Annotated in this window: 22 protein-coding genes and 3 pseudogenes; 12 read left to right on the top strand and 13 right to left on the bottom strand. The window is 73.5% G+C overall.

Annotation, left to right across the window (positions count from 1 at the left end):
• Positions 1-171: 171 nt before the first annotated feature.
• Both ACIPXC_RS33615 and ACIPXC_RS33610 read right to left on the bottom strand, forming a co-directional pair.
• Positions 172-1,521 (bottom strand): CHAT domain-containing protein, encoded by a 1,350-nt coding sequence (locus tag ACIPXC_RS33615; RefSeq protein WP_401625901.1) that lies wholly within the window; start codon positions 1,519-1,521, stop codon positions 172-174.
• Between the two features lie 45 nt (positions 1,522-1,566).
• A complete protein-coding gene (locus ACIPXC_RS33610; protein WP_401625904.1) occupies positions 1,567-2,052 on the bottom strand; it encodes a MarR family winged helix-turn-helix transcriptional regulator in 486 nt (161 codons plus the stop codon).
• Positions 2,053-2,250: 198 nt separating this feature from the next.
• On the opposite strand from ACIPXC_RS33610, the gene ACIPXC_RS33605 reads away from it, so the two are divergent.
• The 5 genes from ACIPXC_RS33605 to ACIPXC_RS33585 all read left to right on the top strand — a co-directional run bounded on the left by ACIPXC_RS33605 (position 2,251) and on the right by ACIPXC_RS33585 (position 7,793).
• Positions 2,251-3,381: an NADH:flavin oxidoreductase gene (locus ACIPXC_RS33605; RefSeq protein ID WP_401625899.1), complete on the top strand. Its 1,131-nt coding sequence runs from the start codon at positions 2,251-2,253 to the stop codon at positions 3,379-3,381.
• Positions 3,382-4,319: 938 nt separating this feature from the next.
• Positions 4,320-5,891, top strand: a complete 1,572-nt coding sequence (locus ACIPXC_RS33600; protein WP_401625896.1) for a S8 family peptidase — start codon at positions 4,320-4,322, stop codon at positions 5,889-5,891.
• A gap of 386 nt (positions 5,892-6,277) precedes the next feature.
• Entirely contained in the window at positions 6,278-6,541 is a 264-nt protein-coding gene (locus tag ACIPXC_RS33595) for a hypothetical protein (protein ID WP_401625893.1), read from the top strand.
• A gap of 165 nt (positions 6,542-6,706) precedes the next feature.
• A complete protein-coding gene (locus tag ACIPXC_RS33590; protein WP_401625890.1) occupies positions 6,707-7,444 on the top strand; it encodes a restriction endonuclease in 738 nt (245 codons plus the stop codon).
• Complete coding sequence (locus tag ACIPXC_RS33585; RefSeq protein ID WP_401625888.1) at positions 7,395-7,793, top strand: hypothetical protein; 399 nt, start codon at positions 7,395-7,397, stop codon at positions 7,791-7,793. Before ACIPXC_RS33590 ends, ACIPXC_RS33585 begins: the two co-directional genes overlap by 50 nt.
• 24 nt (positions 7,794-7,817) lie before the next feature.
• On the opposite strand, the gene ACIPXC_RS33580 is transcribed toward ACIPXC_RS33585, so the two are convergent.
• The 9 genes from ACIPXC_RS33580 to ACIPXC_RS33540 form a co-directional block, all read right to left on the bottom strand.
• On the bottom strand, positions 7,818-8,327 hold the full coding sequence (locus tag ACIPXC_RS33580) for a hypothetical protein (protein WP_401625885.1): 510 nt from the start codon (positions 8,325-8,327) through the stop codon (positions 7,818-7,820).
• A gap of 22 nt (positions 8,328-8,349) precedes the next feature.
• Positions 8,350-9,420: a MerR family transcriptional regulator gene (locus ACIPXC_RS33575; RefSeq protein ID WP_401625882.1), complete on the bottom strand. Its 1,071-nt coding sequence runs from the start codon at positions 9,418-9,420 to the stop codon at positions 8,350-8,352.
• 473 nt (positions 9,421-9,893) lie between these two features.
• The gene (locus ACIPXC_RS33570; protein WP_401625880.1) at positions 9,894-10,787 is read right to left on the bottom strand and encodes an ABC transporter permease; all 894 of its coding nucleotides are present in this window, start codon (positions 10,785-10,787) and stop codon (positions 9,894-9,896) included.
• The gene (locus ACIPXC_RS33565; protein ID WP_401625877.1) at positions 10,784-11,863 is read right to left on the bottom strand and encodes an ATP-binding cassette domain-containing protein; all 1,080 of its coding nucleotides are present in this window, start codon (positions 11,861-11,863) and stop codon (positions 10,784-10,786) included. The genes ACIPXC_RS33570 and ACIPXC_RS33565 overlap by 4 nt, the downstream gene beginning before the upstream one ends.
• Positions 11,864-12,097: 234 nt before the next feature.
• The gene (locus ACIPXC_RS33560) at positions 12,098-12,253 is read right to left on the bottom strand and encodes a VenA family class IV lanthipeptide (RefSeq protein ID WP_167350579.1); all 156 of its coding nucleotides are present in this window, start codon (positions 12,251-12,253) and stop codon (positions 12,098-12,100) included.
• Between the two features lie 60 nt (positions 12,254-12,313).
• On the bottom strand, positions 12,314-14,974 hold the full coding sequence (lanL, locus tag ACIPXC_RS33555) for a class IV lanthionine synthetase LanL (protein WP_401625875.1): 2,661 nt from the start codon (positions 14,972-14,974) through the stop codon (positions 12,314-12,316).
• 824 nt (positions 14,975-15,798) lie between these two features.
• Entirely contained in the window at positions 15,799-16,095 is a 297-nt protein-coding gene (locus tag ACIPXC_RS33550; RefSeq protein ID WP_401625873.1) for an alpha/beta hydrolase, read from the bottom strand.
• A gap of 248 nt (positions 16,096-16,343) precedes the next feature.
• Positions 16,344-17,456, bottom strand: coding sequence for a mechanosensitive ion channel family protein (locus tag ACIPXC_RS33545; RefSeq protein WP_401625870.1), 1,113 nt, complete (start codon positions 17,454-17,456; stop codon positions 16,344-16,346).
• A gap of 195 nt (positions 17,457-17,651) precedes the next feature.
• Complete coding sequence (locus tag ACIPXC_RS33540) at positions 17,652-18,929, bottom strand: pyroglutamyl peptidase (protein WP_401625867.1); 1,278 nt, start codon at positions 18,927-18,929, stop codon at positions 17,652-17,654.
• 186 nt (positions 18,930-19,115) lie between these two features.
• On the opposite strand from ACIPXC_RS33540, the pseudogene ACIPXC_RS33535 reads away from it, so the two are divergent.
• From ACIPXC_RS33535 to ACIPXC_RS33515, 5 genes and pseudogenes are all read left to right on the top strand, one after another.
• Positions 19,116-19,188: pseudogene (locus ACIPXC_RS33535) on the top strand.
• A 78-nt stretch (positions 19,189-19,266) separates the two neighbouring features.
• Positions 19,267-20,406: a gala protein gene (locus ACIPXC_RS33530; RefSeq protein ID WP_401625864.1), complete on the top strand. Its 1,140-nt coding sequence runs from the start codon at positions 19,267-19,269 to the stop codon at positions 20,404-20,406.
• Positions 20,403-22,124 (top strand): ankyrin repeat domain-containing protein, encoded by a 1,722-nt coding sequence (locus tag ACIPXC_RS33525; RefSeq protein ID WP_401625861.1) that lies wholly within the window; start codon positions 20,403-20,405, stop codon positions 22,122-22,124. Before ACIPXC_RS33530 ends, ACIPXC_RS33525 begins: the two co-directional genes overlap by 4 nt.
• A complete protein-coding gene (locus ACIPXC_RS33520) occupies positions 22,121-23,323 on the top strand; it encodes an AAA family ATPase (protein WP_401625858.1) in 1,203 nt (400 codons plus the stop codon). Before ACIPXC_RS33525 ends, ACIPXC_RS33520 begins: the two co-directional genes overlap by 4 nt.
• Before the next feature lie 16 nt (positions 23,324-23,339).
• Positions 23,340-24,548: a VWA-like domain-containing protein gene (locus tag ACIPXC_RS33515; protein WP_401625856.1), complete on the top strand. Its 1,209-nt coding sequence runs from the start codon at positions 23,340-23,342 to the stop codon at positions 24,546-24,548.
• A 17-nt stretch (positions 24,549-24,565) separates the two neighbouring features.
• Here ACIPXC_RS33515 and ACIPXC_RS33510 read toward each other — a convergent pair.
• Positions 24,566-24,988 (bottom strand): annotated as a pseudogene (locus ACIPXC_RS33510) (alpha/beta fold hydrolase); the annotation flags it as partial.
• Between the two features lie 73 nt (positions 24,989-25,061).
• Here ACIPXC_RS33510 and ACIPXC_RS33505 point away from each other — a divergent pair.
• A complete protein-coding gene (locus ACIPXC_RS33505) occupies positions 25,062-25,517 on the top strand; it encodes a hypothetical protein (RefSeq protein ID WP_401625854.1) in 456 nt (151 codons plus the stop codon).
• Positions 25,518-25,563: 46 nt separating this feature from the next.
• Here ACIPXC_RS33505 and ACIPXC_RS33500 read toward each other — a convergent pair whose 3' ends face one another.
• Positions 25,564-25,758, bottom strand: a complete 195-nt coding sequence (locus tag ACIPXC_RS33500) for a hypothetical protein (RefSeq protein ID WP_401625851.1) — start codon at positions 25,756-25,758, stop codon at positions 25,564-25,566.
• Positions 25,759-25,782: 24 nt separating this feature from the next.
• On the opposite strand from ACIPXC_RS33500, the pseudogene ACIPXC_RS33495 reads away from it, so the two are divergent.
• Positions 25,783-26,235: pseudogene (locus ACIPXC_RS33495) on the top strand (hypothetical protein); the annotation flags it as partial.

Raw genomic sequence — 26,235 nt, 5'->3', positions numbered from 1 at the left:
TCACCGGCCACGCCCACCGGGGGCGGCGCCCCCGCGGGGCCGGCCCCCCCCCCGGGCCCCCCCCGGGCCCCCCCCCCCCCCCCCGGGGGCCGGGGGCCCCCCCGCCCGCGGCCGGGCCGCCCCCACCGGGGTGATGGTGCCGGCGGGAGGGAGGCCGGGCCGGGGTCCTCGTCACCGATGGCGACGATGACGCTGTCCGGTTCTTCGCCACCGTTCGCGCTGGTGCCCTTGGGTTGCCCCCCGCGCCCGGGCTTCAGCGGCCGCGCCGTCAGCGGCCCACGTAGGCGAACGCCGCCCAGTCCTTGGGTCGGCCAGTGGGGTGGCGCCGCCGCCGTAAGGGGCCAGAAAGGCTTCGAGGCGTGCTGTCGTGTCCGGTGGGACGGGCAGGCGCGATGCCAACTCCGCGCACCAGAAACGCAGTTCGCGGGTGGTGAGGGTCCTCAGGGTGCGCCGGACCTCGTGCAGCAGCAGGTGCGGAGCCAGGTCGGGTCGGTCCCGGCGCAGCTGGAGCAGGTGCGCGAGGGTGATGAACGTGGTGGCATCGGACACCGGCCACAGCGTCGCGAAGACCCCGCGGAATCCCGCTCGCAGCAGAGCGCTGGGCAGCCCGACCACCCCGTCCGCGAGCGTCCCGGCGACCTGCGCCGACGAACAGCCAGTGACGAAGGCGACGTCCCGTTCACGCACCGGCAGGCGCCACAGGTGCTCCGCGGTCACCGGTCCGTCGTCGAGGTCCAGGCCGGCCCCGTGGCGGAGGCTGTGCCGCGCGTGGCCTCCGAGCACGGCCGACGGGGCCTCGGCCAGCGCTGTCAGGGCGTCGTCGCGGGTCCGGGCCCGTACGACAGCGCCGGGCCCGGATGCCGACGGCAGGAGGTGTTCGGCCACGGCCCGGTCCGCCGGGAGGTCGGGGATCCGGTCGGCGCCCACCGCCAGGTTTCGTACGCCCACGGCGACCCGGATCCCCTCGGCCGCTCCCGCCCCGGCTGTGACCAGCGGGGTCGCCGTGGCGACCAGGCCCTCACAGGTCCGCAGGACCGCTTCGCGCTGCACCGGGCTGGAGACGGTGTACAGCACCAGGTGCCGGAAGTCCGTGATCACTGTCATGGCGCGGTCCGCTGCTTCTCGGCCCGTCAGTACGTGGGCCTTGACGGCCTCTTCGAGCGCCAGCATGAGGTTGGTGAGGTACACGGCCCGGTCCGGGTGGGAGGCCGGGGTCCGGTCGGCGGCGGCCGTCGCCGGCCGCAGTACGTCGGTGAGCCGCGCGGGCGCGGCGGCGCCGCGCCGAACGGCGAGCCCCAGTGCCGTCGCGAGGTTCGACTCGTGGGCGGCGCGGCGAGGGTTGGCTTCCGAAGTACCGGCCAGGGCCTGCTCACCCGTCTCGATCGCCTCCGCCAGGGCCTTCGAGAGGTCCTCCGGCTCGACCAGGCCCTCGCGCACGAGGTCGGCGACGAGGGAGCTGAGGGGCGGGTCGCGCGGGGTGCAGGCTGCGGCGTCGTGGGGCCGGGCTCGCCGAGCGGGCACGGATCACGTCCCGGCGGTCCGGCTTCGGGGCGTCGACGAGGGGTGCTACGTGGATCGCGGTGCGGAATCCTGCGGGACCGCGCCCGGCCGGTGGTCGGCCGTGCCGGTGTCGTAGGCCTCCGTGCGGGGCCAGTACCGTCCTTCGAGGGCCTCGGCGCTGCGGTTGAGCCGGACCAGGACGTCCTCCAGCTCCCGTACCTCCTCGGGGGACCAGTCGGCGACCACCCGGGCCAGGCAGGAACGGTTGGCCTCGCGGTCGGCGGTGAGCCGGTGCGCTCCTTCGGCGGTGATGCGCAGTTTGCGGGCCATCCCGCCGTCCGGGTCCGCGACGCGCTCGGCCAGGCCGCAGCGCAGCAGCGCGGCCGTCTGGCGGTTCACGGTCGAGGTGTCGAGCCCGAAGGCCTCCGCCAACTGCCCGATGGACATGGGGCCTTGGGTGTCGATCCGGCTGAGCAGCAGGTACGCGGACCGTTCCAGGCGCTCGGGGTCGCGCTCGCGCCGGGCCAGCACCTGGTGCCGCGAGAGCAGCATCAGCTCCCGTTCCAGTTTCTCCAGCACTGCGCCTCCCGCTCCCTCCGGCGCTCCATTATCGCCGCCCCGTGGACCGGCGGCCCTCCTCGGGTGACGAGCGGGCCGCACATGGGCCGCGATATGCATGATACACATCATGTGTACTATGCACTTCTCGTCGCGCCCCGACGAGCCGCAGCCTCAACCCGGAGGGCCTTCATGACCGTCACCACGTCCACCGCCTCCCGCGCGGCCGAGATCCTGTCCCGGCCCGTCACCCTGAACGGCCTGACCGTCCCGAACCGCATCGCGATGGCGCCGATGACGCGGATGTTCTCCCCCGGTGGCGTGCCCGGGGAGGATGTGCAGGCGTACTACGCGAGCCGGGCGGCCGCCGGCGTGGGCCTGATCGTCACCGAGGGCACCTACGTCGGCCACGACTCCGCCGGGCAGAGCGACCGGGTGCCGCGGTTCCACGGCGAGGAGCAGCTGGCGGGGTGGGCGAAGGTCGCCGCGGCCGTGCACGAGGCGGGCGGCACGATCGTGCCGCAGCTGTGGCACATCGGCATGGTGCGCAAGCAGGGCGAGGCCCCGTACGCCGACGCGCCCGCCGTCGGCCCCTCCGGCATCCGCGTGGACGGCACCGAGGGGACGGGCCGGGCGATGACCGGCGTCGACCTCGACGACGTCATCGGCGCGTTCGCCGACGCCGCCGCGGAGGCCGTACGGATCGGCTTCGACGGCGTCGAGCTGCACGGCGCTCACGGCTACCTGCTCGACCAGTTCCTGTGGGAGCGGACCAACCGCCGCACCGACGCGTACGGCGGCGACGCTGTCGCCCGCACGAAGTTCGCCGCGGAGATCGTGGCGGCGGTCCGCGAGCGCGTCCCGGCCGACTTCCCGGTGATCTTCCGCTACTCGCAGTGGAAGCAGGAGGCCTACGACGCCCGGCTCGCGCAGACCCCGCAGGAACTGGAGGCGATCCTGGCACCGCTGGCGGCGGCGGGCGTCGACGTGTTCCACGCCTCCACCCGGCGCTACTGGCTCCCGGAGTTCGAGGGCTCGGACCTCAACCTCGCGGGCTGGACCAAGAAGCTCACCGGCCGACCGGCCATCACCGTCGGCTCGGTCGGCCTCGACGGCGACTTCATCCGCGCCTTCGTCGGCGAGGGCGCCGAGCTGGGCGACATCGACAACCTCCTCGACCGCATGGAGCGCGAGGAGTTCGACATGGTGGCCGTCGGCCGGGCGCTGCTCCAGGACCCGCAGTGGGCCGCCAAGGTCCTGGGCAACCGCTTCGACGAGCTGAAGCCGTACGACGCTGCGGCGCTCAAGACGCTCAGCCGGTAACCGCCGGCCGGCCCTCGAACGCCCCGCGACGTCCCTCCGCCGACATCCCGGGGCGTTCGCGCCGGACCGCTGCGGCGGGGCCCGGGGCCGTGGGGCTGAGCCGAGGAGGCGGCGGGGCCGTTCCGGTTCCGTCGCCCGACCGGCTCACCGGGCAACCCGGTCGGCTCCCCGTCGACGGCTGTGAGGAATGCGTGCCCCCGGACGGTGAGGGTCCGCTCCCCGGGGCGCCCGGAGGTACCCCGTCACCCGGGCCCTCGGCACCACCCTCACCGCCGCCTCCGCCTGAATCCACGCCCCGGCGCGCCCTCCCGCTCACGAAAATTTCACAACTCGGCGATCCGGCACCCCGGTAGGCGATCCCCGGTGACTCCGCGCCGCTCCCCCGGCCCCCGGCAGGGTCCCGGAACAGTCCGCCGGGCGCTCTCGGCGGGCGGCATCCGCCCCCGTACCGCACGGCCGGGACGCTCGACAGGGAGCGTCCGCGTGGCGTGAACCCGCCGCCCGCTCCGCACCTGCGGAGTGCGTTCCTCCGTCAGGGGCGTCCGGGAGGCTGCAGGCAGGCGGCCGATACCTGCCCTGCCGCCGCGTCCGGGCCGGCGCACCGGCCCGGACGGGCGCCATCGCCGCCCCAGGCCTGAAATCGCGCCCCGGCGCACCACCACGGTCCGGGGCCGCATCAGCAGTACGGGAGACGCGTACGGTTCGCCCGCGCTCCCTCGCCCCACGTACCGGCCGTGCCCGCGTCATGTGCGGCGCGTCTTTGCCGAATCATGGCCGGAGCATGGCGAGGATGTTACGCGCCCGTCGGCCTCTTGTGGGCGGGCCGGGGGTGGGTCAACCTTTCGGAAGCGACGGCGAGTTGATGGGTTGTCATGTACCTGCCTACGCGCCGCCCCGCTCATCCCCGAAGTGCACCACCCACGAGGAGGACCCCCCACATGTCCGTGATGCGTCACACCCGCCGGAAGCTGGCCGGCATCAGCGCGACCGCCGTCGCGGCCCTCGCGCTCGGCGCGGCCGCCGCCCTGCCCGCCTCGGCCGCCGACAGCGGCGCGCAGGGCGTCATCGAGAACGCCGGCGCCGCGGGAACCGTCTCCGGCAGCTACATCGTGACCCTGAAGGACTCCGCCGCCCGCTCCACCGCGGACAGCGGCAAGGCCGTGGCGAAGCGGTACGGCGCGAAGATCGACCGGACCTACAGCGCGGCCCTCAACGGCTACTCCGTCAAGGTCTCCGAGGCGCAGGCCAGGAAGCTCGCCGCCGACCCCGCCGTCCAGTCCGTCGTACAGGACCGCGTCTTCACCGTGGACGCCACCCAGCCGAACCCGCCGTCCTGGGGCCTGGACCGGATCGACCAGCGGGCACTGCCGCTGAACCAGAGCTACACCTACCCGGACAAGGCCGGCGAGGGCGTCACCGCGTACATCATCGACACCGGCGTCCGTATCACGCACCAGGACTTCGGCGGCCGCGCCTCCTACGGCTACGACGCCATCGACAACGACAACACCGCCCAGGACGGCCACGGCCACGGGACCCACGTCGCGGGCACCGTCGCGGGCGGGGCCTACGGCGTGGCCAAGAAGGCCAAGATCGTCGGCGTCCGCGTCCTCAACAACAGCGGCTCCGGCACGACCGCCCAGGTCGTCGCCGGCATCGACTGGGTCACCCGCAACGCCGTCAAGCCGGCCGTCGCCAACATGTCGCTCGGCGGCGGCGCCGACTCCGCGCTCGACACGGCCGTCCGCAACTCCATAGCCTCCGGCATCACCTACGGCGTCGCGGCGGGCAACGAGTCCACCAACGCCTCCACCAAGTCCCCGGCCCGCGTCGCCGAGGCCATCACCGTCGGCGCCACCACGAGCAGCGACGCCAGGGCGAGCTACTCCAACTACGGCAGCGTCCTGGACCTCTTCGCGCCGGGCTCCTCCATCACCTCCGCGTGGGCCAGCGGGGACTCCTCCACCAACACCATCTCCGGCACCTCGATGGCCACGCCGCACGTGGTCGGGGCGGCGGCCCTCTACCTGTCGCAGAACACCTCCAGCACCCCGGCACAGGTCCGTGACGCCCTGGTGGCCGCGGCGACCCCGAACGTGGTGACCAGCCCCGGTAGCGGCTCCCCGAACCTGCTGCTCAACGTCGGTGAGGGCGGCACCGTCCCGCCGGGCAAGCGCTTCGAGAACACCGCCGACTACGCGATCAGCGACAACTCGACCGTCGAGTCGCCCGTCACCGTCAGCGGGGTCGCCGGCAACGCCCCGGCGGCGCTGACCGTCGCGGTCGACATCAAGCACACCTACATCGGTGACCTCAAGGTGGACCTGGTCGCGCCCGACGGCACCCTGTACAACCTGCACAACCGTTCCGGCGGCAGCGCGGACAACATCATCAGGACCTTCACCGTCAATGCCTCCTCCGAGGTCGCCAACGGGGTCTGGAAGCTCCGGGTGAACGACAACGCGTACCTCGACACCGGAAAGATCGACTCCTGGGCGCTGCAGTTCTGAGCACGGAACCGGCGCACAGGAACCGGCGCACAGCGAACGGCGCGTGACTTCTGAGCCGCGATGAACAGGCGGGGGCGACCACAGCGGTCGCCCCCGCCGCACGTGCGCCGACGCGGCCCCTCGACCACCGTGCGCACGGCCGCGTAGGTCCGTCCGGGCATGGCCACGTACGAACGTGAGAGCCACCTGGCGCTGACACCCGTCTCCGTGCTGTGGGGCCCGAACGGCCCGTCCGCCACCAGGAGTGACGGGATCCGCAACGGCGTTCCGCATGGCGGACAACAGGGGAACCGCGATGACGTGCTGACCGCCGTCCCCCGTTCCCGCGCGATCCGTCACGGTACGACCCGAGCGGCCGGGGGGCAGGCGATGGACCGCCCGACAACGTGGCCGATCTGCGGACGGCCATGGATCCCGCGGCGCCCGGGGTCGCCCGGTTCGTCCTGGACGTCGCCGGGGTGACCTTCGTCGGCTCGACCGCGCTCAGCGTCATGCTGCAACCGGCGCTGGACAGGCCGGTGGTCCTGGCCGGGACCGTGCCCAGACGGCTGGCCCGGCTGCTGGAACTCACCGGTGCCGAAGTGGCCTTCGCCACGGCCCCCAGCGTGGCGAAGGGCACGGTCATGATCGTCCCGCCCCGCCGGGGCTGACCGGGCCACCGGGACCGGCAGCCCCTCCCCCACCGGTTTGAGAACCGCAATCCCGGCCATACGGGCGTCGAACAGGCTTCGGCGTCCGCCACGGTCGGCGCTCCGGTCCCGCCCGGGGCCGGGCCGGGCCGGGACCGGAGCACCGGGGCGAGAGGGGGAACGCTGATGACCACACCTGAGGAGGACGCGCCCGCGTCCGTACGCGGCTCGGGATCCCTGGGACGCGACGCGTTGCTGGCGCTCGGACTGCTCGGCATCGCCGTCACAGGCGTGGCGGCCTTCCTGAAGGCCGCTCCGGGGAGCGGGGGCGGGCTCCCGCTCGCTCCGGTCGCCATCCTGATCGTGCTGGTGGCCGGCTCGCTCATGGCGAGGTGGAGCCTGGCTCCCGGCCGGCGCCGGGTCCGTTCCGCGCGGCCCTCGGGGTGCGCGGAGCCGCCGCCGGACCTGCCCGGCGTCGGGAGTGAGGCCCTCGACCACGCCGCGGTCGACGCCGACGGTTCTGAACACACGGTGGCCGCCCTGTGCGCACGCGACGGCTGCACCGTGGTGGAGGTGGTCGGCGGCGCGGGCGACCTCGGCGCCGATGTCCTCGCGACGACGGCGGACGGGCGTCGGGTGGTGCTCCAGTGCAAGCACTACGCCGAGGACAACCGGGTCGGCTCGCAGGACCTCCAGCGCTTCGGCGGAACCTGCTTCGCGGTCCACGAAGCCGATGTCGCGGTCATCGTGACGACCAGTTCCTTCACCGCGCCGGCCGCCGAGTACGCCGACGCCTGCGGGATCGTCCGCGTGGACGGCGAAGGTCTGACCGCCTGGACCGAGCTCCGGGCGCCCGCCCCGTGGGATTCCGGCAGTGGGAACCCGGCTCCCTCCCCGTCCACCCCTGTCCGAGGAGCCTCGTGATGACGACCACCGGCACCGGCACCACACCCGCGCCGAGGGGACGGAGGGGCTCGGCCCGGGAGCGGCGCCGCAGGACCCGGCCGACGCCGCCGATCGGGCCGGCGATCGCATCCGGCGCATCCGCCGACGGCTGGAACGCCTGATCGGCATCGCCGCGACCGAGGTGAACTCCGTACGTCCGCTGCGCGACGGCGACGAGATCCTCACGCGATGCCGGACGCCGTCTCCTCCGCCCGGCACACCGCGCGCCACGGCGTGCCTCGGCATCGCCCCGGAGCGCTGGCACCGCCGCTCCGTCCTCCAGCGCGCCCGCGAACTCTCCATCCGGCCCCTGCGCCGCTCGCTGTGAGCGGTCGGCGCCCGCCGCCGCTGGTCACGCGGCGGAACCGGGCGCGGAGGCTCGCGGTGACCGGTCCCGCCGGACGATGGCCTCAGCGACCTCGCGGACGGCGCCGCGGAGAAGGTCGCCGTAGGGAGTCCGGGGGAGGCCGGGCGCGCAGGTTTCGGCTGCGTCGATGTGCTCGGTGGCAGCTTCGAAGGAGCCGAGCCGCCGGTAGTTGTCGGCGAGGTTGAGGTGCAGCGAGGGGTAGAAGCCGGCGATGTGGAGGCCCGCGTGGTGCTCCTGGGCTCGCTGCTCGGTCACGGCATCGGCGGCGTCCAAGGCGCGGATGTCCCAGGTGAGGGCCTGAGCGGCGTCGTCGTAGAGATCCGCCAGGTGGTGGGCGAGAGTGCAGCGGTGCAGCGCGTCGCCGGTGACGCCGATCTCGGACCACAGGCCCAGCAGCTTCTGGCGGGCGGCAGCCGCGCCACCGGCTTGGCCCTCGGCGACGGCGTCGCCTATCGCTTCCATGGTCGGGTCGGGGGTGGCGGGTTCGGTGATCATGGAGTGTTCCTCGTCGTCCTTCTCAGGCGGAATGGCCGGACCCGATGGGCATGGCCAGGGTGGTGAGATCTCCGCGGTCGGCGGATCGGATCGTGACGGGCTGGTCGTGTCCTCGAAGGTCGAGCAGGACGTCGGGGCCGATGGCGGTGCTCACGGCGGGATGGAGCGTGGTCAGGTCGAAGCAGATCCGTAGGGGCCGGCCCGTCGCGGTGGCCGGAAGCGTCATGCCGGGGTGTTCGTCGTCCGCTGACGCGACGGTCACTGCGTGGTCGGCGACCTGCAGCGCGACGCGCTCGCCGGGTTGTTCTTCCATGGCTCGCAGGAGCAGGTCCTTCGCGACCGTCGCACGAGTGGTGACTTCGCCCAGTGAATCGAGCATCAGCCGGTAGTCGGGGAACTCCTCGGGCAGCAATCGGCAGTGCCGGCCCTCCTGGTCCGGCATGCGGAACCAGATGCCGTTCGTGACCGCTTCCAGTCTCACGAGCGGACTGCGGCGGATCTCGGCGAGCACGGCTCGCAACTCGTCGCCGTTCACCGTGCCGGCCCAGGTCTGCCTCGGCGGTTCGGCCGGCGCCATGGTTCTGGTGGACAGTCGGTATCGGTCCGTCGCGGTCAGGGTGACTGCCTCGTGACTCGTCTCGATGCGCAGACCGGCGAGTGCCGGCATCCCGCGCTGGAGTGCGGTCGCGGTCAGGACCTGCTCGACCGCGGCCGCCAGCACGGGCCCCTTCACCGCCGTCAGGGGAAGACCTGGCGCGTTGCCGAGCGTGGACTTGATGACAGCGGCCTTCTGCTGCACGGCCGCTGCATCCCCGACGACCTTCGCGACATGCTCATCGAGTAGCCGGGAGGCCTCTTCAGCCCCCGAACGGAGCACTGCCTCGACAGCGGCCAGAGGCATGGCGAGCTCGCGCAGCCGACGCAACGTGGTCCCGCGGGCCACCTGGGCGGTGCTGTAGTAGCGGTAGCCCGAGACCGGGTCGACCTCGGCGGGGGGCAGCAGCCCGGAGTCGGCGTAGAACCGCAGTGCGCTGGAGGTCAGTCCACTGCGTCGGGCGAAGGCCCCTATCGGCATCAGCTCATCGTTCGGCACCGCGTCATCATGGAGCCTCAACCAACTTGAAGGTCAACACCGCCAGGCAGACGCCGTGCGGACCGCCGGAGACGGCGCAGCCGCCACCGCCGGACTCGTCGCCCGCGTGCAGCACGGCCTCGACGCGGTCCGCAAGCGTCCCGGCTTTCGCATGGCCGGTGGGATTCCGGCCGGCTGGTCTGTCCGCGCCATTCGGACAAGGGGGGCGGGATGAATTCGGGTCGAACACGGGGAGGAATGCCGACCATCCATGGCACTCGCGAGACACCTTCCCGACACGGCGCGCAGCCCGCCCTTCCCGCTGAAGCACGGACCCTACGCGCGGGAAGAGGCAGAAAACATCGGCGGACGCAATACCGGCCCGAGGGGAACTGATATGCGAAGGCGGCCGTTTCGGAACTCACCTGGGGAAGTCGGGGAAGCCGGGGAGGTCTGTGCTTCCCGGGCGGTGACAGGCTGTCACGAGGCTCGCCTCAGTCGGGGCGCTTGAAGCGGTGGGCCGCCCAAAGGAGCGCCAGGGCACCGGTCGCCAGGAGGGCCGCGGCTTCGAGGGCCAGCGGGGGGCGACTGCCGAACCATTCGATGCCCGCCACGGTGGCCCGGTCCGGCAACCGGAGCGTGATGGAGCGGCGGAGCAGGTCCACCCCGTACGCGATCGGATTCACGGCGGCCAGGGAGCGGGCCCAGCCCGGCAGGCTGTCGAGCGGGAAGAACCCGCCGGACAGGAACAGCAGGGGCATCATCACGACGCCGAGCAACATGTGGAACACCTCGGCCCGTTGGAGGCTCACCGCCAGGGCCAGGGAGAGGGCGGTGATGGTGAACGAGGCCAGGATCATGCCGGCCATGAGCAGCGCCAGGAGCAGCGGATCATAGGGCAGGCCCACCGCGCCGGCCATCGCGAGGAGCACCGCGCCCTGCACCGCGGCGACGGTCGTGCCTCCGGCACAGCTTCCCAGGAGCAGGGTGGTGCGGCTGACCGGGGCCATGAGGAGCTCGCGCAGGTAGCCGCTCTGCCGGTCGGTGATCAGGCGGATGCCGACCATGATGGCCGGTGTCTGGACCGTCATCATCAGCATGCCGGGGAAGAGGTAGGTCTGATAGCCGACGCCGAGCGTCGAGGTGGGGATCAGGGCGGACAGCCCGCCGCCGAGGATGAAGAGGTACAGCACCGGCTGGAGCAGCATGAGGGCGGTGTGCGTGGGCTGGGAGGACAGGCGCAGCAGGTCGCGGTGGACCAGGGCGTGGACCGCGCGCAGTTCACGACGCAGCCGGGTCGGCTCGCGGCCGGGGCTGTCAGGGGCCGCGGGGGTGCCCGCGGCCCGCTGCTCGGGGGCGGGTACGGGGGCTGGTGCGGGTGCGGTCATGCGTCCTTCCCGGTTTCCGGCTGCGGGGGCCGTGCCGTGGTGATGCTGCGGCCGGTGTGGTGGAAGAAGACGTCGTCGAGGGTGGGCGGGATCGCGGACGCGGCTCGTACGGGGATCCCGTGGGCCTCCAGCGCCGCGCACAGGCGGGGGATCCAGGCGCTTCCGTCGGGTACGCGCAGGCAGAGGCCGTCGGTGTCCAGGGTGAGGGCGGTGCCCGGCGGAGCGGTCTCGTGGACGACCTGTCGTGCCTTCGTGTCGTCGCCGGTGCGCAGCACCACCCGGTCGTCGCCGATCGCGGCCTTCAGGGCGAAGGGGGTGCCCTGCGCGACCAGGCGGCCCGCGTCGATGATGGCGAGGCGGTCGCAGTTCTCCGCCTCCTCCAGGTAGTGGGTGGTGACGAAGAGGGTGGTGCCGTGCCGTTCGCGCAGGGTGCGCAGGTGGTCCCAGACCTGGGCGCGGGCGTGCGGGTCGAGGCCGGTGGTCGGCTCGTCCAGGAAGAGGACGCGGGGCTCGTGCAGCAGGCCGCGGGCGATCTCCAGGCGTCGGCGCATGCCGCCCGACAGGGTGCGGACCGGGGAGCGTCGGCGGTCGGTGAGTGCGACCGCCTCCAGCGTCTCGCCGACACGGCGGCGGGCGTGGCGGCGGCCCATCCCGTAGAGGCGGCTGTGGATGTAGAGGTTCTGCTCCGCCGTCAGGTCCGGGTCCAGGGCGCTGTGCTGGAAGAGCATGCCGACGTTCCGGCGTACCCGGTCCGGCCGGCCGGCCACGTCGGCGCCGGCCACGGTGGCCCGCCCTGCGGTGGGGCGGGCCAGGGCGCACAGCATGGCGATGGTGGTGGACTTGCCGGCGCCGTTCGGGCCGAGGAAGGCGAAGGTCTCGCCCTGGCTCACGTCCAGGTCCAGGCCGCGGACGGCCTGGACGACGGTGCCGTCCGGGCCCGGATAGCTCTTGACGAGGCCGCGGGTGCTGATGGCGTGGGCCGGTTCGGGCGCGGACGGGGTGCTGTCCGGGTCCTCGGGTGCGGCTGGCAGGAGGAGGGCCCGCGCGGGGGCCTCGTCACCGGCGTGCGGCTTCATGGTCGGTCCTCGTCTGCGGGGTGTCTTCTGCGGACTCGGGGTGTACGGATCGTCGTGGCCGGGGTAGGGGTCGGGGTGGTGCTCCGGCCGGTGGCTGCTGCGGGGCAGTCACCGGCCGGAGGTCGTCGGGCCCTTCTCAGGTCGGCTCCGGCCCGGTTCCGCAGGGGGAACAGCTGACGTTCCCCCTGCGGTGTCCGGTGTCGGGTGTCCGGGGCGAGAGGCCCGCGGTCGAGGTCAGGCGCAGCTGATGCCCACGCAGACGGTGTTGAGGAGCGTCAGCAGGCCGACGCACTCACAGGTCGCGGCGAACGGGGCTCCGTCGACGCCGACCGGGTCGGTCTCCGGAAGGGCGTGCAGGTGAGCCAGCAGTTCGAGGTCGCGGTTCTCCATGACTTTCTCCTTCTCTGTGACGTGGCGGCAGGGTCCCTGCCGCTCCGACCGGCTGCCGGATCAGATCATCCAGCGCCGGGGTCCTGTGTGGTGGATGCGCAGGAGGAAGGCCAGGATTCCTGCGGATCCGTCGCTCCAGCTCGTCGATGTGTCCCCGTACTCGTTGGGGAAGACGACGTGACCGGATCGGTGGGCCCGTTCGGCGACGAGGAGTCGGGCCAGGTCTTCGGCCATGGTGCGGTACGACGGCTCCCCCGTGGCCTCGGCCATGTCGAGGAGGAAGTCGCCGTTTCCCGCGAGTCCGTGGCATTGGGTGAGGGCCGCGCGGGAGGCGCGTTCGACGACGGCGTACGTCGCGCGGTGGGCGAGGTCGCCGAAGCGGTCGTCCCCGGTGGCCCGCCAGAGCCGGAGGAGGAAGGTGCCGATGCCGGCCGAACCGTGGCACCAGTACGGGGCTGTGGGCGGGTCCGTCGCCTGCGCCGGCCACTGGGCGGCCTCGCCGACGAGGAGGGCGTGGGCCGCCAGGTGTTCACCCGCCTGGACCGCCAGCTCGGTGTACTCGGGCCGGTCCGCGACGGTCGCGGCGGCGAGGAGGAAGCAGCCGATGCCCGCGGTTCCGTGCGCGAAGCCCAGGTAGCGTTTGCCCGCTTCCTCGGAGACGGCCTCCGCGGGAACCGGCCAGCTCACTCCGGCCGGCTCGCGCCGCGCCGCCGCGGCCAGCCGGTCGGCGGCGTCGACGACCAGCTCGGCCAGGCGCGGGTCCTTGGTGCGGTGCCACAGGTGGGCGGCGGCGAGTCCGCTGCCCGCGGAGCCGTGGGTGATGTCGTGGCTGGGCGTCGGCAGCTGTGGCGCGAGGGCGAGGGCGAGGGCGTGGTCCACGAGGGCGCCGTCGCCGATGGCGTGTCCGGCGTCGTACAGCGCCCAGGCGGTGCCGCGCCCGCCGAAGTGCAGGCCGGGGCGTACGGACTCCGGGTCGGTGCGGGCCGCGATCCAGTGGCCCGCGGTGGCCATCGCCTCCGGCAGGCGCGGGTCGCCGGTGGCCTCGAAGTACTGGGTCAGGACGGCCAGTACGCCGGCCGCGCCCTGCTGGACGGTGCACGGGTCGGTCTCCCCCGCCATGGTGGAGACGGGCCAGAGCCGCTTGTCGTCGTGCGGGGTCATCGTATCGACGAGGTGCGCCACGATGCCCGCCACGGCGGTCTGCGTCCCGTCCTCGTCCGCGGTGGTGCGGCGTCCGGTGGCGGCGTGGTGGGGAGGGAGCTCCCGCTCCGTGCGGCGCAGCGCCGCACCGGCCCTGGCGGGGTCCCACCTGTCTGCGGGGTCGTCCCGCATCAGTCCGAGGATGGTCTCGCGCAGTGCGGGCGGGAGGCCGAGCGTCGCGTCGCAGGCGGCCAGCCATGCGGCGAGCCGCTGCTCCGAGGGCCTGGTGGCGGGCTCCTCCGGCAGCAGGTTGGGGACCTTCCCGGCGAGGACGAAGCACACGGTGGCGCCGAGGCTGTAGTAGTCGGCGGTCGGTGCGACGGGGGCGTCCTGCAGGCGCTCGGGGGCGCTGAAGCCGGGGGTTCCGACCGTCGTGGGGAGGGCGGTGTCGGCCTCCAGGACGGCTAGTTCCAGGTCTATGAGGCGCAGTTCGCCGTCCGGTCGGACCATGATGTTGCCGGGGGTGAAGTCCCGCAGGACGCAGCCGTGGGCGTGGGCGGCGGCGACCAGGTCGGCCAGGCGGACCGCCTGGGCCAGGGCGTCGGTGCGGTAGCGCTCGCTCCCGGCGTCGCGGAAGTGCTCCGCGACCCAGTTGCGCAGGGGCACCCCGGGTATTTCCTCCTGGGCCAGGAACAGGTGTCCGGCGTGCTCGAACAGCCCGAGGGGCTCCGGTGCCAGGCCCGTACCGCGCAGCTGCTCCAGGGTCCTGGCCTCGGCGCGCAGCCAGTCCCGTACGTCGGAGCCGGACGCGTCGGCCTCCACGTGCGGCCGGGCCTCCTTGATGACCACGGGTGCGCCCGTGGTGACGTCCGTACCGCGGTAGACGCCGCCCTTGTTGGTGTGGCGGATGGCCTCGCGGACCGAGAAGCGGCCGCCGAGCAGTACCGGCCCGCTCGTCTCCTTCCCCCCGCGCGGCGGGGCGGGGACCGAGGCGGGGAAGGGGCTGACGGCCCAGGAGGGCGGGGAGTACTGGCCGGTGCGCTTGTCCTCGACGGGGTTGCCGTCGGGGTCCTCGATGAACCACACCAGCAGGCCGTCGTCCGAGAGCCGCCGGCGGCCCACGAAGGCCCCGTAGCGGTAGTGCACCAGGCTGTTCACGGCGTAGGGCTGGTCCGACAGGATCCGGGGGCCTGCCAGCCCCGCCGTGGCCTTGTGCAGTTCCAGGGCGATGCGGGCCGCGTCGGTGTCCGAGCGGGGGTAGACGGTGATGAACTTGCCGGAGCTCCCCCGTGGTGTGGCACGGGAGTTGAGCGCTCCCACCTGCTCCAGGGACCGGGCGAACTTGAACGCCGAGTCCTCCCGCAGCAGCACGTCCAGGGACCTGGCGAGTACGGCGGGCGCGGAGGCGGATGTCGCCGACACGTGCAGCTTCCATCCCTGAGCGCGTTGCGTGGCGGTCAGGGGGGTGAGGCGGCACCACATCTCGTCCGCGTCGGTGGTCCAGCGCGGGCCCGTACCGGAGGCGTCCAGCGCCCGGCGGAGCAGCTCTTCGAGGTCGACTTCGGTTGCGTGGCTCGTCATGCCTGTCCCTCTCAACGGCGAGGACCGCTGGTTGGAATATGCCTTCGGTACTGAAGAACGTATCGGCCGTGCCGGTCGGGCGTCACTGGGTGCGACGAGCGCACGGTGTCGTTGCGCCACCGGATGGTGTCAACCGGCGCAGAAGGGAAGCGCGCAGGAGTGCGCGGGGGGCAAATGTCTTTGTGCGCCTGCTCGGTGGGCGCGCCTGGAGGGGTCCGGTCCCGCGAATTCCCAGGATCGCGCAGCTGAATTCAGCGTTCGAAAAATTCTCGCCGGTTTCCACATCGACCGGTGGTCTCATTTCTTGCGGTCGTCGCGAACACTATCGGTGCGCTGCTGCCGTGCTACAGCTTTCCTGTTGCCCGTGCTGTCGTAAAGGGCCTTATTCCGCCGCGGCGCCGACCAGCGCAGGGATGCGGGCCCGCGGCCGGACCGGGGCGCGGTCAGCCGCGTGAGCTGCACCGTCCGAGACGTTGAGCGGTCAACAACTCCGCGTCCGCCGCCCGGTATTGACCGAAAACAACGACCGGGGTACGCGTCGGCCGATCAAGGAGTTCACGCCTTCTGAGGCCACTGGTACGACAGGGGTTTACGGTGCTTCTCCTCTCGCCCGGGGCCGGGCCGCAGGCGTTCCGCACCCGGCCCTGAAGGCCGCTGTCCGCGCGGAGGCTCCGGCGGAGTCGCCACGGTCGGGGGCAGCCCGGGCTCGGGGGCCCAGAGGTTGGAGGAGCTGAAGCCGGCCACGGGATTGCCGTCGGCCACCGGGGTCGGTTCTTCCTCGTGCTTGCGTCCACGGTCCCTGGCGCGCGCCGCTTTCCCGCCCGTCAGGAGAAGGGGATCCGGTCCGCGCGGCAGACCGTGCCGGGAGGGGGCGGCAGGGTGCCGTCGACGAAGTAGCGGCTCTCGTACGCACTGACGCAGCTGCTGCCGTTGTTGAACAGCGCGGTGTGCCCGTACCCGTCGTTGGCGAGCAGGCGGGGGATCGTACGGGCTGCCCGCCGCGGCGGGGCCGGGCCCGGTGAGCAGGGCCGAGCAGGCCAGCGCCGCGGTGAGGACCGCAGCACGGCGCCGACGGCCGCCGGTGGGACCTGGTGCGGACGTCTTCCGCCCTCCTCCGTCACGGCGAGGGCTCGGTCCGGCGGTCGATGCCGCCGCGTCGGTACACACGCCGCTGTCACCACGAAACCGCGATCGGGCGGCGCGCGCGAGCCGGGAGCGGGTCCAGTTCGGGTCCGGTTCGGGTCCGGTGGCCGCAGGTGCGACGGACCGCTCTGGACTCCGGCCCCCGCCGCCACCCGCAGGGGGTTCCACGGCTCCGGCCCCGCACACGAGGTGCGCGGCCGGAGGTGTGTCGGAGCGGGGTGGGGCCTCAGCGGCCGCTGTCGGTGAGGAGCGACGGTGACGCCGTGCGCTGGTGCGGGACGGGCGCGGGAGAGGCGGCCGACGCCGGGAGTTCGTCCCGCTGGAGGGCGATCGTGTGGGTCGGGGCCGGGATCGAGATGCCCTCGGCGCGGAAGCGCCGGTGCAGGCGTTTGATGAACTCGTGCTTGATGCGGTACTGGTCGCTGAACTCGCCGACGCCGAGGATCACCGTGAAGTTGATGCGGGAGTCGGCGAACGTGTGGAAGCGGACGGCGCCCTCGTGGTCGGGGACCGCGCCGTTGATGTCCGCCATCACGCCGTCGACGACCTCCAGGGTCACCCGCTCGACGTGCTCCAGGTCGCTCTCGTAGCCCACTCCCACCTGGACGAGGATCGAGAACTGCTGTTCCGGCTGGGTGAAGTTGGTCATGTTGGTGCGCGCGAGACGCGCGTTGGGAATGATGACCAGATTGTTGGACAGGTTGCGCACCACGGTGTTGCGCCAGTTGATGTCGACGACGTACCCCTCCTCGCCGCTGGTGAGCCGGATGTAGTCACCGGGCTGCACGGTCTTGGAGGCGAGGATGTGCACCCCGGCGAAGAGGTTGGCGAGGGTGTCCTGGAGTGCCAGGGCCACCGCCAGACCGCCCACTCCGAGGGCGGTGACCAGGGGCGCGATGGACACACCGAGCGTCTCGAGGGCGACCAGGACGCCCATCACCAGGACCACGATGCGCGTGATGTTGACGAAGATGGACGCCGAGGCGGCCACCCCGGTGCGGGTTCCCGCCACCGACTGGACGAGGCCGGCGACGACGCGCGCCGTGCTGAGCGTGGCGATGAGGACGAGGAGCGCGGTCAGGGACTGGTTCACGAAGCCCGAGACCCGCGCGGTGAGCGGCAGGGTGCCGGCGGCCACCGCGGCGCCCGCGATCAGCGCGGCGCCCGGCGCGATCGTGCGCAGGGCGTCGACGATGATGTCGTCGCCCCGCCAGCGGGTGCGCTCGGCGTGCCGCGCCAGCCACCGCAGGAGCATGCGCAGCAGCAGCCCGGCCGCGGCGCCCGCCGCCAGTGCGATACCGGCGACCAGCCAGTCGTGCAGGACGAGGTCCCGGTTCAACGGACCCCCTCCCCTTCGCGGCGTCGGCCCGTGGGGGTGACGGCGGGCGCCGCCGGCCGTCGTATGAGGTGTGTCGTCACCTTGTCACCTGTCAGTTCGTCGTGCTGTAGGCCGCGTTCGGGCGTGTGGACGCATCCGGAACGGGCTGCCATCCTGCCCCATGGCGGGGTGAGGCACCGCAGGCGGGGCGTGTGACTACCGCCGTACGGCGGCGTGTTGGAGGACGGCGCGGACCTCTGCCGTGATGGCGTTCTCGTTGCGTTCGAACTCGGGGCCGGTCAGGAGCCGGGGGTCGGCCGGGAGTCCGGTGAGCACCGGGGTGTGGAGGTGGCCGCCGGGCAGGTGCGGGGCGAGTTCGCCGCGCAGCCGGTTGGAGCGGTAGGCGACCTCGTTGGACAGGTAGCCGCCTCCGCCGCCGGCCACGGCGCGTGAGCCGGGCGTCGGGCCGTCGGTCCGGTCGACGGGAGCCGTGCCGCCCGCCGGGATCTCGGTCACCTCGCTGTTGAGGAGGACCGGGTACGGGGTCTGTACGGCGGCGGTGACCGCGTCGGCGGGCAGCGTGGTGCGGATGAACTCCGGCCCCGGGCCGAGGCCGGGGGCCGTGACCGGGCGTTCGCGGGTGCCCCCGGAGAGGGCGTTGGCGTTGTCGGGGTACGGGTCGGCGGAGCGCGCCCGCCCCGCCCAGTCCTCCAGGGTGAAGATGCCGGGGTAGCCCTGGCTGACGGTGGTGATGAGGTCGGCCGCGGCGGGTCCGGCGGCCAGGTGCGGGGCGAAGGCCCGCTCGACGATGCCGGCGTCGAAGTCGGCGTACCGCACGGGCAGGACCACGGCGCGGATCTCGGCCTGGCTGCCGTCGGCGAGGGTCACGCGCCGTCCGTTGAGCTGGAGGGCGGCCGAGCCGGACGGGTTGGCGCGGCGGATCTCCGTGTCCAGCCCGAACGGGTCGAACCCGCTGATGAAGATCCTCCGTACGCCGGGCGCCGTCCGGAAGGCGTTGTCGGTGAGGCCGCGAGAGGCGTCCTCGAAGCGGGCGCGGAGCGCCGCCCGGTCCACGGTGAACTGCGGCTGCCAGCGGACGAGTGCGGCGGTCATGCCGAGCCGCGCCCAGTACAGCGGCCGGTCGTCCCCCGGGGCGAGGTCGCCACCGGGGCGTTGCGCCTGGGCCCGGCGGACGGCGGCCTGCCAGAGGGCTGTGCCCCAGGATGCGAGGAGTCGTTCGGCCTCGGCGCGGCTGCGTGCGGTGCAGAGGGCGGCGGGGAATCTCCGCACGAAGTCCCCGAAGCCGGCTCGCTCAACCAGTGCGGTGGTACGGGGGTCCGCGAGCCGCGCCTGTTCGGCGTCGAGCGGTACGGACGCCGGGGGACGGCAGGCGGACGGGCCGTCGGCCGTGGCGTGGGCGGGCGGGGCGACCGCCACGGGGAGGACGGTGGCGAGGAGGGCTGCGGCCGATACCGCACGACGTAACAGCATCATGCGATGTGACATTACATAGCGGCTGCGACCGCCACCAGGCACAGCGACCGCAGCCTCCGTGACTGGCTCGACTCCACCACCGAGACGGCCGGTTCGACCTTCTTCCCGGCTCGGGCGGGCACCACACCCACCGACCCAAACTGGTGATCGATTCACGGCCGCCGTGCGGGTATGATCGCCCGCAGCAAGGCCGTAGCGCAGAGGTCGTCGCGCCCACGCATCAAGCTGGAGGACGTCGGTTCGAATCCGACCGGTCTTGCGTCTTCTTCGAGCAGTACTCGTCTCTTCAAGTCGTGATGGACGCCGGGCACCGGCGAAGGAAACCGGTGGAGTGGTGATGACACAGCCGACACCCGTACGGTGCCCCGCGATCGAGCACCCCGATCTGCCACCGGCCGACCCGGCGGGCCTCGACCCGCTGCTCGCCCGGCTCGCCGCGGACCGCCCCGTCGAGACGGACGAGACCTTCCCGCTCGGCACCCTGCGCGCCGACGGCCGCGTCGACTTGTGCAAGCAGGGCCTCGGCCCGGTCGGCGCCGCGCGGCTGCTGCCGGCCGCCGCCGCCTCCGCGCACGCCACTCACCTGCTCCTCGGCACCAACGCCATCGGAGACCCGGGCGCCCGGACCCTGGCCGACGCCCTCACCGCCGAGGGCCACGGGCTGCACACCCTCTACCTCGGCTGCAACCGGATCGGCCCCGACGGCATGGGTTCCCTCGCCGGCGCACTCACCGACGACACCACCGTGCGCGCCCTCTGGCTCAAGCGCAATCCGCTCTTCGCCGACGGCGCCCGCACCCTGGCCGCGCTGCTGCGCCGCAACACCGCCCTGCGCACCCTCGACCTCGTCAACACCGGGATCGGCGCCGACGGCGTACACCTCCTGCTCGACGCCCTGCTGGAGCGCGAACAGCCCCTGGAACGGCTCTTCCTCGGCGGCAACGGCCTGGGACCGGACGCCGCCCCGCTGCTGGCCGCCCTGATCCGGGACGCCGGCGTCCGCGAGCTGTACGTCCCCGCCAACCACCTCGGCGACGAGGGGACCGCGACCCTCGCCGCCGCCGCGGCCGATGCCGCGTACCCGGTCCGCCTCGGACTCGGCGGCAACGGCATCGGCGCCGCCGGAGCCCGCGCCCTGGCCGCCTCCCTCGCCGGCATCGAGGCGCTCGACCTCGGCCGGACCCTGTCCGAGCGCAGCCTCGGAGCCCCCGGCAACCACACCGGCGACGAAGGGGCGTACGCCCTGGCCGCCGCCCTCCCCGGCAGCCCCCTGCGCCGGCTGGAACTGCGCCACACCGGTCTGACCGGCCGGGGCGCCAAGGGCCTGCTCGCCGCCGTGCACGACGACAGCCCCCTGGAGTACGTCGGCCTGGGGCCCGGACTCCCCCGCCGGGTGAAGCGCTCCTTCAGCGAACGTCTCCGCCCCGCCCGGGCCGCCCACCCCGACGTACGCGCGATCGGCAGCGTGTACCGATGAGCGCTGCGAACCCGCAACCCGCCGGCGGCTTCCGGGTGGAGGACGGCCCCGCCTGGCAGCGGATCCGCCGCTACGGCGTGCCCGGCTGGATGATCGAGCAGGCCACCGCGCACCGGCTGGCCGGTGACTGGCGGGCGGCCTGCGCGGCCGCCGCCGTGGACGTCGATTTCGAGCTGCCCGACATCGAGGCCCGTTACGGCACGGCCGTGGCCGCGGCCCTGGCGGACGACCTGCGCCACCTCGCCCCGGAGTTGCTGCGCTGGCACCTGCCCCGGCTTCTGGGCGGCCGCACCACCATCGCCCCCTGCCTGCGCATCGTCCTCGCCGCCTACGACGGGCCCGGCGGGCCGGCCCTGTCGGTCACCACGCCCGTCATGACCGAGGCCTCGCAGCGGCTGCGCCTGAGCTGCGCGCCCGTCGTCATCAAGCGGAACACGTACACGGGGCGCGGCTTCGTCCCCGAGAACTGGACCGCGATCCGGCCGTTCTGGGACGCCCGCCACGCCGGCGAACTCGGCACGCGCTTCGCCGAAGCGGAGGGCCTCGCCGAGCGGATCGCCGGGCTGCGGTCCGCCGGGAACACGGTCGGCGCGTACGCGGCCGCGGGCATCACGTGCGACCTGACCGTTCCTCCCGCCCGGCAGTACCAGCGCCCCGCGGACCCGGAGGCCCTCCTCTCAGGGCTGCCCGTCGACCTCACGCGGATCGCACCCGAAGCGACCCGGCTCGTGGCGGCCGGAGCGGGCGACCGATACCGGCTGCGGACCGGCTGGCCCTACTCGGCCGTACTGGAACACACCGGTCCGGGCGGGCTCGTGATCCGGATCGTCCCGCAGGCCGAGGCGGCCTCCGTCCCGGCCCTGCCCCGGTACGCCTGGCAGCGCCTCCCCGACCTCGAACTGGTGCGGACGGGCCGGGTCTCCCCGCGCGAGCTGCATCCGCTGGTGGCCGCAGCCCTGTTCCCCGACGACGGCCCGGTGGTGGGCCCGCCCGGCCCCGCCACGGACGGCGCGCCGGTACGGGTGCGCTGTCATGGCGGCTGGCACGAGGTGCGCTCGCGCGGCGGCGCACTGGAGGTGCCGCACTCCCCCGAGGAACAGCAACGGGAGCGCACCATGCGGGCGTTCGGCGGCGCCGTCTCGGGCTGTTTCGCCGTGCAGCAGATCTGGACCACGGGCGAGGGACGGCTGCCGCGCGGCCTGCGGGTCCAGCGGCACGAGCTCTTCCTGCGCGCCCAGCATGGCGACACCCCCGGTGTCGTGGCGCTGCTGGACGCGGGCGTGGACCCGCGGATACGGGACGGCCGCCACCGCGGACTCCTGCACACGCTCCACATGCTCGACCACGAGGTGCTCCTGCCGCGGCTGTTGGCGGCCGGACTCGACCTGGAGGCACGGGACAAGGCGTACCGCACCCCCCTGCTGTCCGCAGTGCACTGGGGCGGTTCCGTCGACCTGGTCAAGGCCCTGCTGGCGGCGGGCTCCCGGATCGACGTCCTGGACGAGATGGACCTGTCGGTGGCCCAGGAGATCCGCCGCTACAAGCGGACCGACCTCGCCTTCCTTCGGGACCGCGTCGAGGAGGAGTTCCCCGGGAACGGCGCCGATTGGTTCGACGAGCACATGGAGTACTGGGAGAACGAGGACGAGGACGAGGGCGAAGAGGACGACGACGCGGACGCCGAGGAAGAGGAAAAGGAAGAGGAAGAGGACGCATGAGTGCCGCCCAGCCGTCACAGCCCGCCCGGGCCCTGGCCGCCGCCGACGCCCTCGGCGCCCGGCTGGGCGCCACCCGTACCGAACCCGCCACCAACCCGCAACTGGAGGCGCTGGCACTGGCCGTGACGGCCAATCAGCCTGTTCTCCTGTGGGGCGAGCCGGGCATCGGCAAGTCTGCCGGCATGGAGCAGCTCGCGACCGCGCTCGGTGTACCGCTGGAGACCGTGATCGCCAGCGTCCACGAGCCCTCCGACTTCGCCGGGCTCCCCATCGTCGGCGACGACCCCGCCACCACCGGTGTCCCCATGGCCCCGCCGGACTGGGCGGTGCGCCTCGCCCGCACCGGCCACGGGCTGCTGTTCTTCGACGAGTTGTCCTCCGCCCCGCCGGCCGTGCAGGCGGCCCTGCTGCGGGTGGTCCTGGAGCGGCGCGTCGGCAGCCTGGAGCTCCCGCCGGCGGTACGGATCGTCGCCGCGGCGAACCCACCCGCCAGCGCCGCCGACGGCTGGCACCTCAGCCCGCCGCTCGCCAACCGCTTCGTCCACCTCGACTGGACGCACAACCCGCGCACCGTGGCCCGCGGCATGGCCGGCACCTGGCCCGAGGTGGCGATACCCACCGTCGATCCCGCCAGGGCGTCCGGGGCGGTCGCCCGTGCCCGCGGCGCCGTCTCCGGCTTCCTCACCGCCCGGCCGGGCCTGGTCCACCACATGCCGGCCGAGGCCGCCGGACGCGGCCGCGGCTGGCCCTCCCCCCGTACCTGGGAGATGGCCCTGCGGCTGCTGGCCACCGGGTACGCGGCGTCGACGGGCCGGGAGGCCCTCGCGGCCGCGCTGACCGGCGCCGTCGGTGAAGCGGCCGGGATCGAGTTGCTCTCCTACCTCGAACACCTCGACCTGCCCGACCCGGACCGGGTACTGGCCGACCCGGACGCCTTCGCCCTGCCCGAGCGCGGCGACCGCCAGCTGGCCTTCCTGATCGCCGTGGTCGCGGCCGTGCAGAGCGAGCCGACCCGTCCCCGGTGGGAAGCGGGCTGGGCGGTCCTCGCCAAGGCCGTGGACGCGGGCGTGCCCGACGTAGCCGCCCGCGCCGCCACCGACCTCGCGGCGATGCGCGACCTCGACTGGCCGGTGCCCGCAGGCATCGACGCCTTCATGGAACTGCTCCAGCTGTCCGGCTCGCTGCCGGGCGGCGGCTGAATCCGGTCCGGCCGCCGTGCGCCCGGAGCCGCATGCGAAGCCGTACCTGGACCGGGCGAAACTGCTGGCAGCCCGTTACAGGGCGGCCGAGGCCCGTCCGTACCTCGCCTCCGCCCTGTACGCCCTGACCGTGGTCCCCTCGGCCTGCGTGGCCACCATGGGCGTCGACCGGCACTGGCGCTGCTACGTCTCCCCCGCCTTCGTGGAGGCGACCCCGGTCGTCGAGCTGGCCGGGGTATGGATCCACGAGGTGGCGCACCTGCTGCGGGACCACCACGGCCGGGCCGGGCGGCTGCCCGCCGCGGACCAGCGCGATCACGTACGGGTCAACATCGCCCAGGACTGCGAGATCAACGACGACCTGCTCGCCGACAAGATCGCGCTGCCCGAGGGCCGGATGGAGCCCAGGCTCTACGGGCTGCCCACCGGCGGCCTGTTCGAGGCGTACCTCCCGGCGATCCCCCCGACCCCGCACGGGCCGGACTGCGGTTCCGGCGCGCACGGCACCCCGATGCCCTGGGAGGCGGGCGAGGACGGAGGCCCCGCGCGCGTCGGCCCGGTGGAGGCGGAGGCGCTGCGCCGGCAGACCGCCGAGGCCGTGCGGGCGCACCGGCGCACGCGGGGCCGGGTCCCCGAGGGCTGGGCCCGCTGGGCCGAGGAGCTCCTGGAACCCTCCGTGGACTGGCGCCAGGCCCTGGCGGGAGCGGTCCGCGAGGCCGCCGCCTGGGCCGCCGGCGCCGTCGACTACACCTACCGCCGTCCCTCGCGCCGCACACCGGCGCTCGGCGGCGGGGTGGTGCTGCCCACTCTGCGCAGGCCGCTGCCACGGGTGGCCGTCGTCGTCGACACCTCGGGCTCGATGGGCCCGGACGATCTCGCCGCGGCGCTCGCCGAAGTCACCGGCGTGCTGCGGGAGGTGGGCGCCGGCGGCAACCGGGTGGCGGTGCTGGCGTGCGACGCCGACGTGCACGCCGTGACGCGGGTCCGCAGTGCGGGAGAGGTGACGCTGGCGGGCGGCGGGGGTACGGACATGCGGGTCGGTATCAGCGCTGCGCTGGCCCTGCCGGACCGTCCGAACATCGTGGTCGTGCTGACGGACGGGTACACGCCGTGGCCGGACGAGACGCCTTCCTGCCGCCTGATCGCCGCGCTGGTGGGGGAGACTCCGCCCGCGCCCCCGTCCTGGGTGGAGACCGTACGCGTACGTGACATCGGCCCGGCATAGCCTTCGGCCGGTCGCGATCAGCCGCGGGCGGGCAGGTGCAGGGCGAAGCGGCGGACGGCTTCGGTGAACGCCTGCGGATCGTCGAAGTTCGCCAGGTGCCGTGCCCGTGGGATCAGTTCGATGCGGGCGTCCGGGTGCGCGCGGGCGAACTCCCGCTCGCCGGAGCGGAAGACGGTGTCCTTCTCGCCGTTCAGGATGAGCACCGGGGCGGCCACGTGCCGCATCGCATCCGCGTCGAAGCGGCCGAGCACCTCTGCCCAGGCCGCCGGCAGGGTGTGGAAGGCGTACCCGGCGCGGATGGTCGCGTCCACCACCTCGGGAGGGTGGGGCCGGCGCAGCAGGCGGTCGTTCCACCGGGGCAGCCGGTCCGCCGGGATGCGCGGGACGAGACCGGCGAACCACCGGTACGGGCGCGCCCACGCGCCCTTCGTCGAGGCGCCGACCCTACCCGCGCGGAGTTCACAGGCCCGGTACGGGGCCCGCGGCCCCGCCGGGTGGGGCATCATCGGGATCGTGACGCATCACCCCCACCTGCCGACCACCGAGTCGGCCGTGACCGCGATACGGGCCGTCGCCGCCGAGTACCGGCGGGCCATGACCGTGACCGAGGACATCGGCGCCGACCGGACGTCGCGGAGGACTGCCGCGCCCCTGTTCTCCGCCACCGATCCCGACGGGGCGCTGCCCCACGAGGCGTTCGTGGAACTGGGCGGCAGCCCGGTGGTCGACGTCCGGCTCTTCCCCGACGGCGACGCGCGGATCACGGTGGACGGCGTGGAGTTCCACGACCTCCCCCGCGACCACGTCCCACCGTTCCTGACGTCCGTCTACGGCGGACTGGCCTTCGTGAAGGGCCGGTTCTTCCCCCCGGGCCACAAGCTCTGCGTTCCCCTGGCCGACGACGTGACCTACCAGGAACACGTCCCGGGTGTCTCGCTGACGCCCTGGCTGTCCGGCCGGGTCCGCTGACGGACCGCCGGCCCGGACGAGAAGCCGGCCCGGACGAGGCGCGGAGTCAGCAGGGGACGCCCGCGCGGTCCAGGAGCCCGTGCAGCCGTGCGGCCGGCACTCCCGGGGTGGCCGCGGCACCCTCGGCCGTGGCCGGGTCGTGGAGCAGCGCCTCCACCGCGTCCCCGGCGAAGAGGGGATTGCCGGCGGCGGCCCGGCGTACGCGGTCCAGCTGAGGTTCACGCTGAAGCCCGGCGCCCACGGACTCCTCTTCCACCCGAACCACATGGCACTCGGGCCGGGTTACAGGAACGACCTGATCCGCAAGGCGAACAAGGACGACGGGGCATACCAGAACGCAAACCCGAACGAGGGCACCCTGGGTGGCTACATCGGTGTGAAGGTCGAGGACAAGGAGCCCTACAGCCTGGGCATCGCGCAGGGCAACAACGGAAAGAGGGGCCGGGAGGTCGGCCCGAGCCAGCTGCTGTTCGAGCTGTTCGTCGAGAAGGTCGAACTGGTGAAGAACAGGTCCGGGCAGGAACTGCCCGGTACCGCAGCGGCCGAGCAGGAAATGGCAGCCCGACCGCGGCCCGCCGTGGCGCCCCGCGGCCCGTCCGGCCCGGGGCGTCCACGGCCCCGCCGCACTAGGGCCTGTATTGAGTTGCCCCGTGGAGCAAGGAGCGGCGTTCGGTGCGTGCCCTCGGCGTGCGGGACGAATATCCTCGTAGCGGAGCTA

The organism is Streptomyces sp. NPDC090021, assembly GCF_044748225.1.
Lineage (GTDB): Bacteria > Actinomycetota > Actinomycetes > Streptomycetales > Streptomycetaceae > Streptomyces.
Note: the sequence above shows the minus strand (reverse complement) of the source record. Positions and strands in the feature narration are given on the sequence as shown.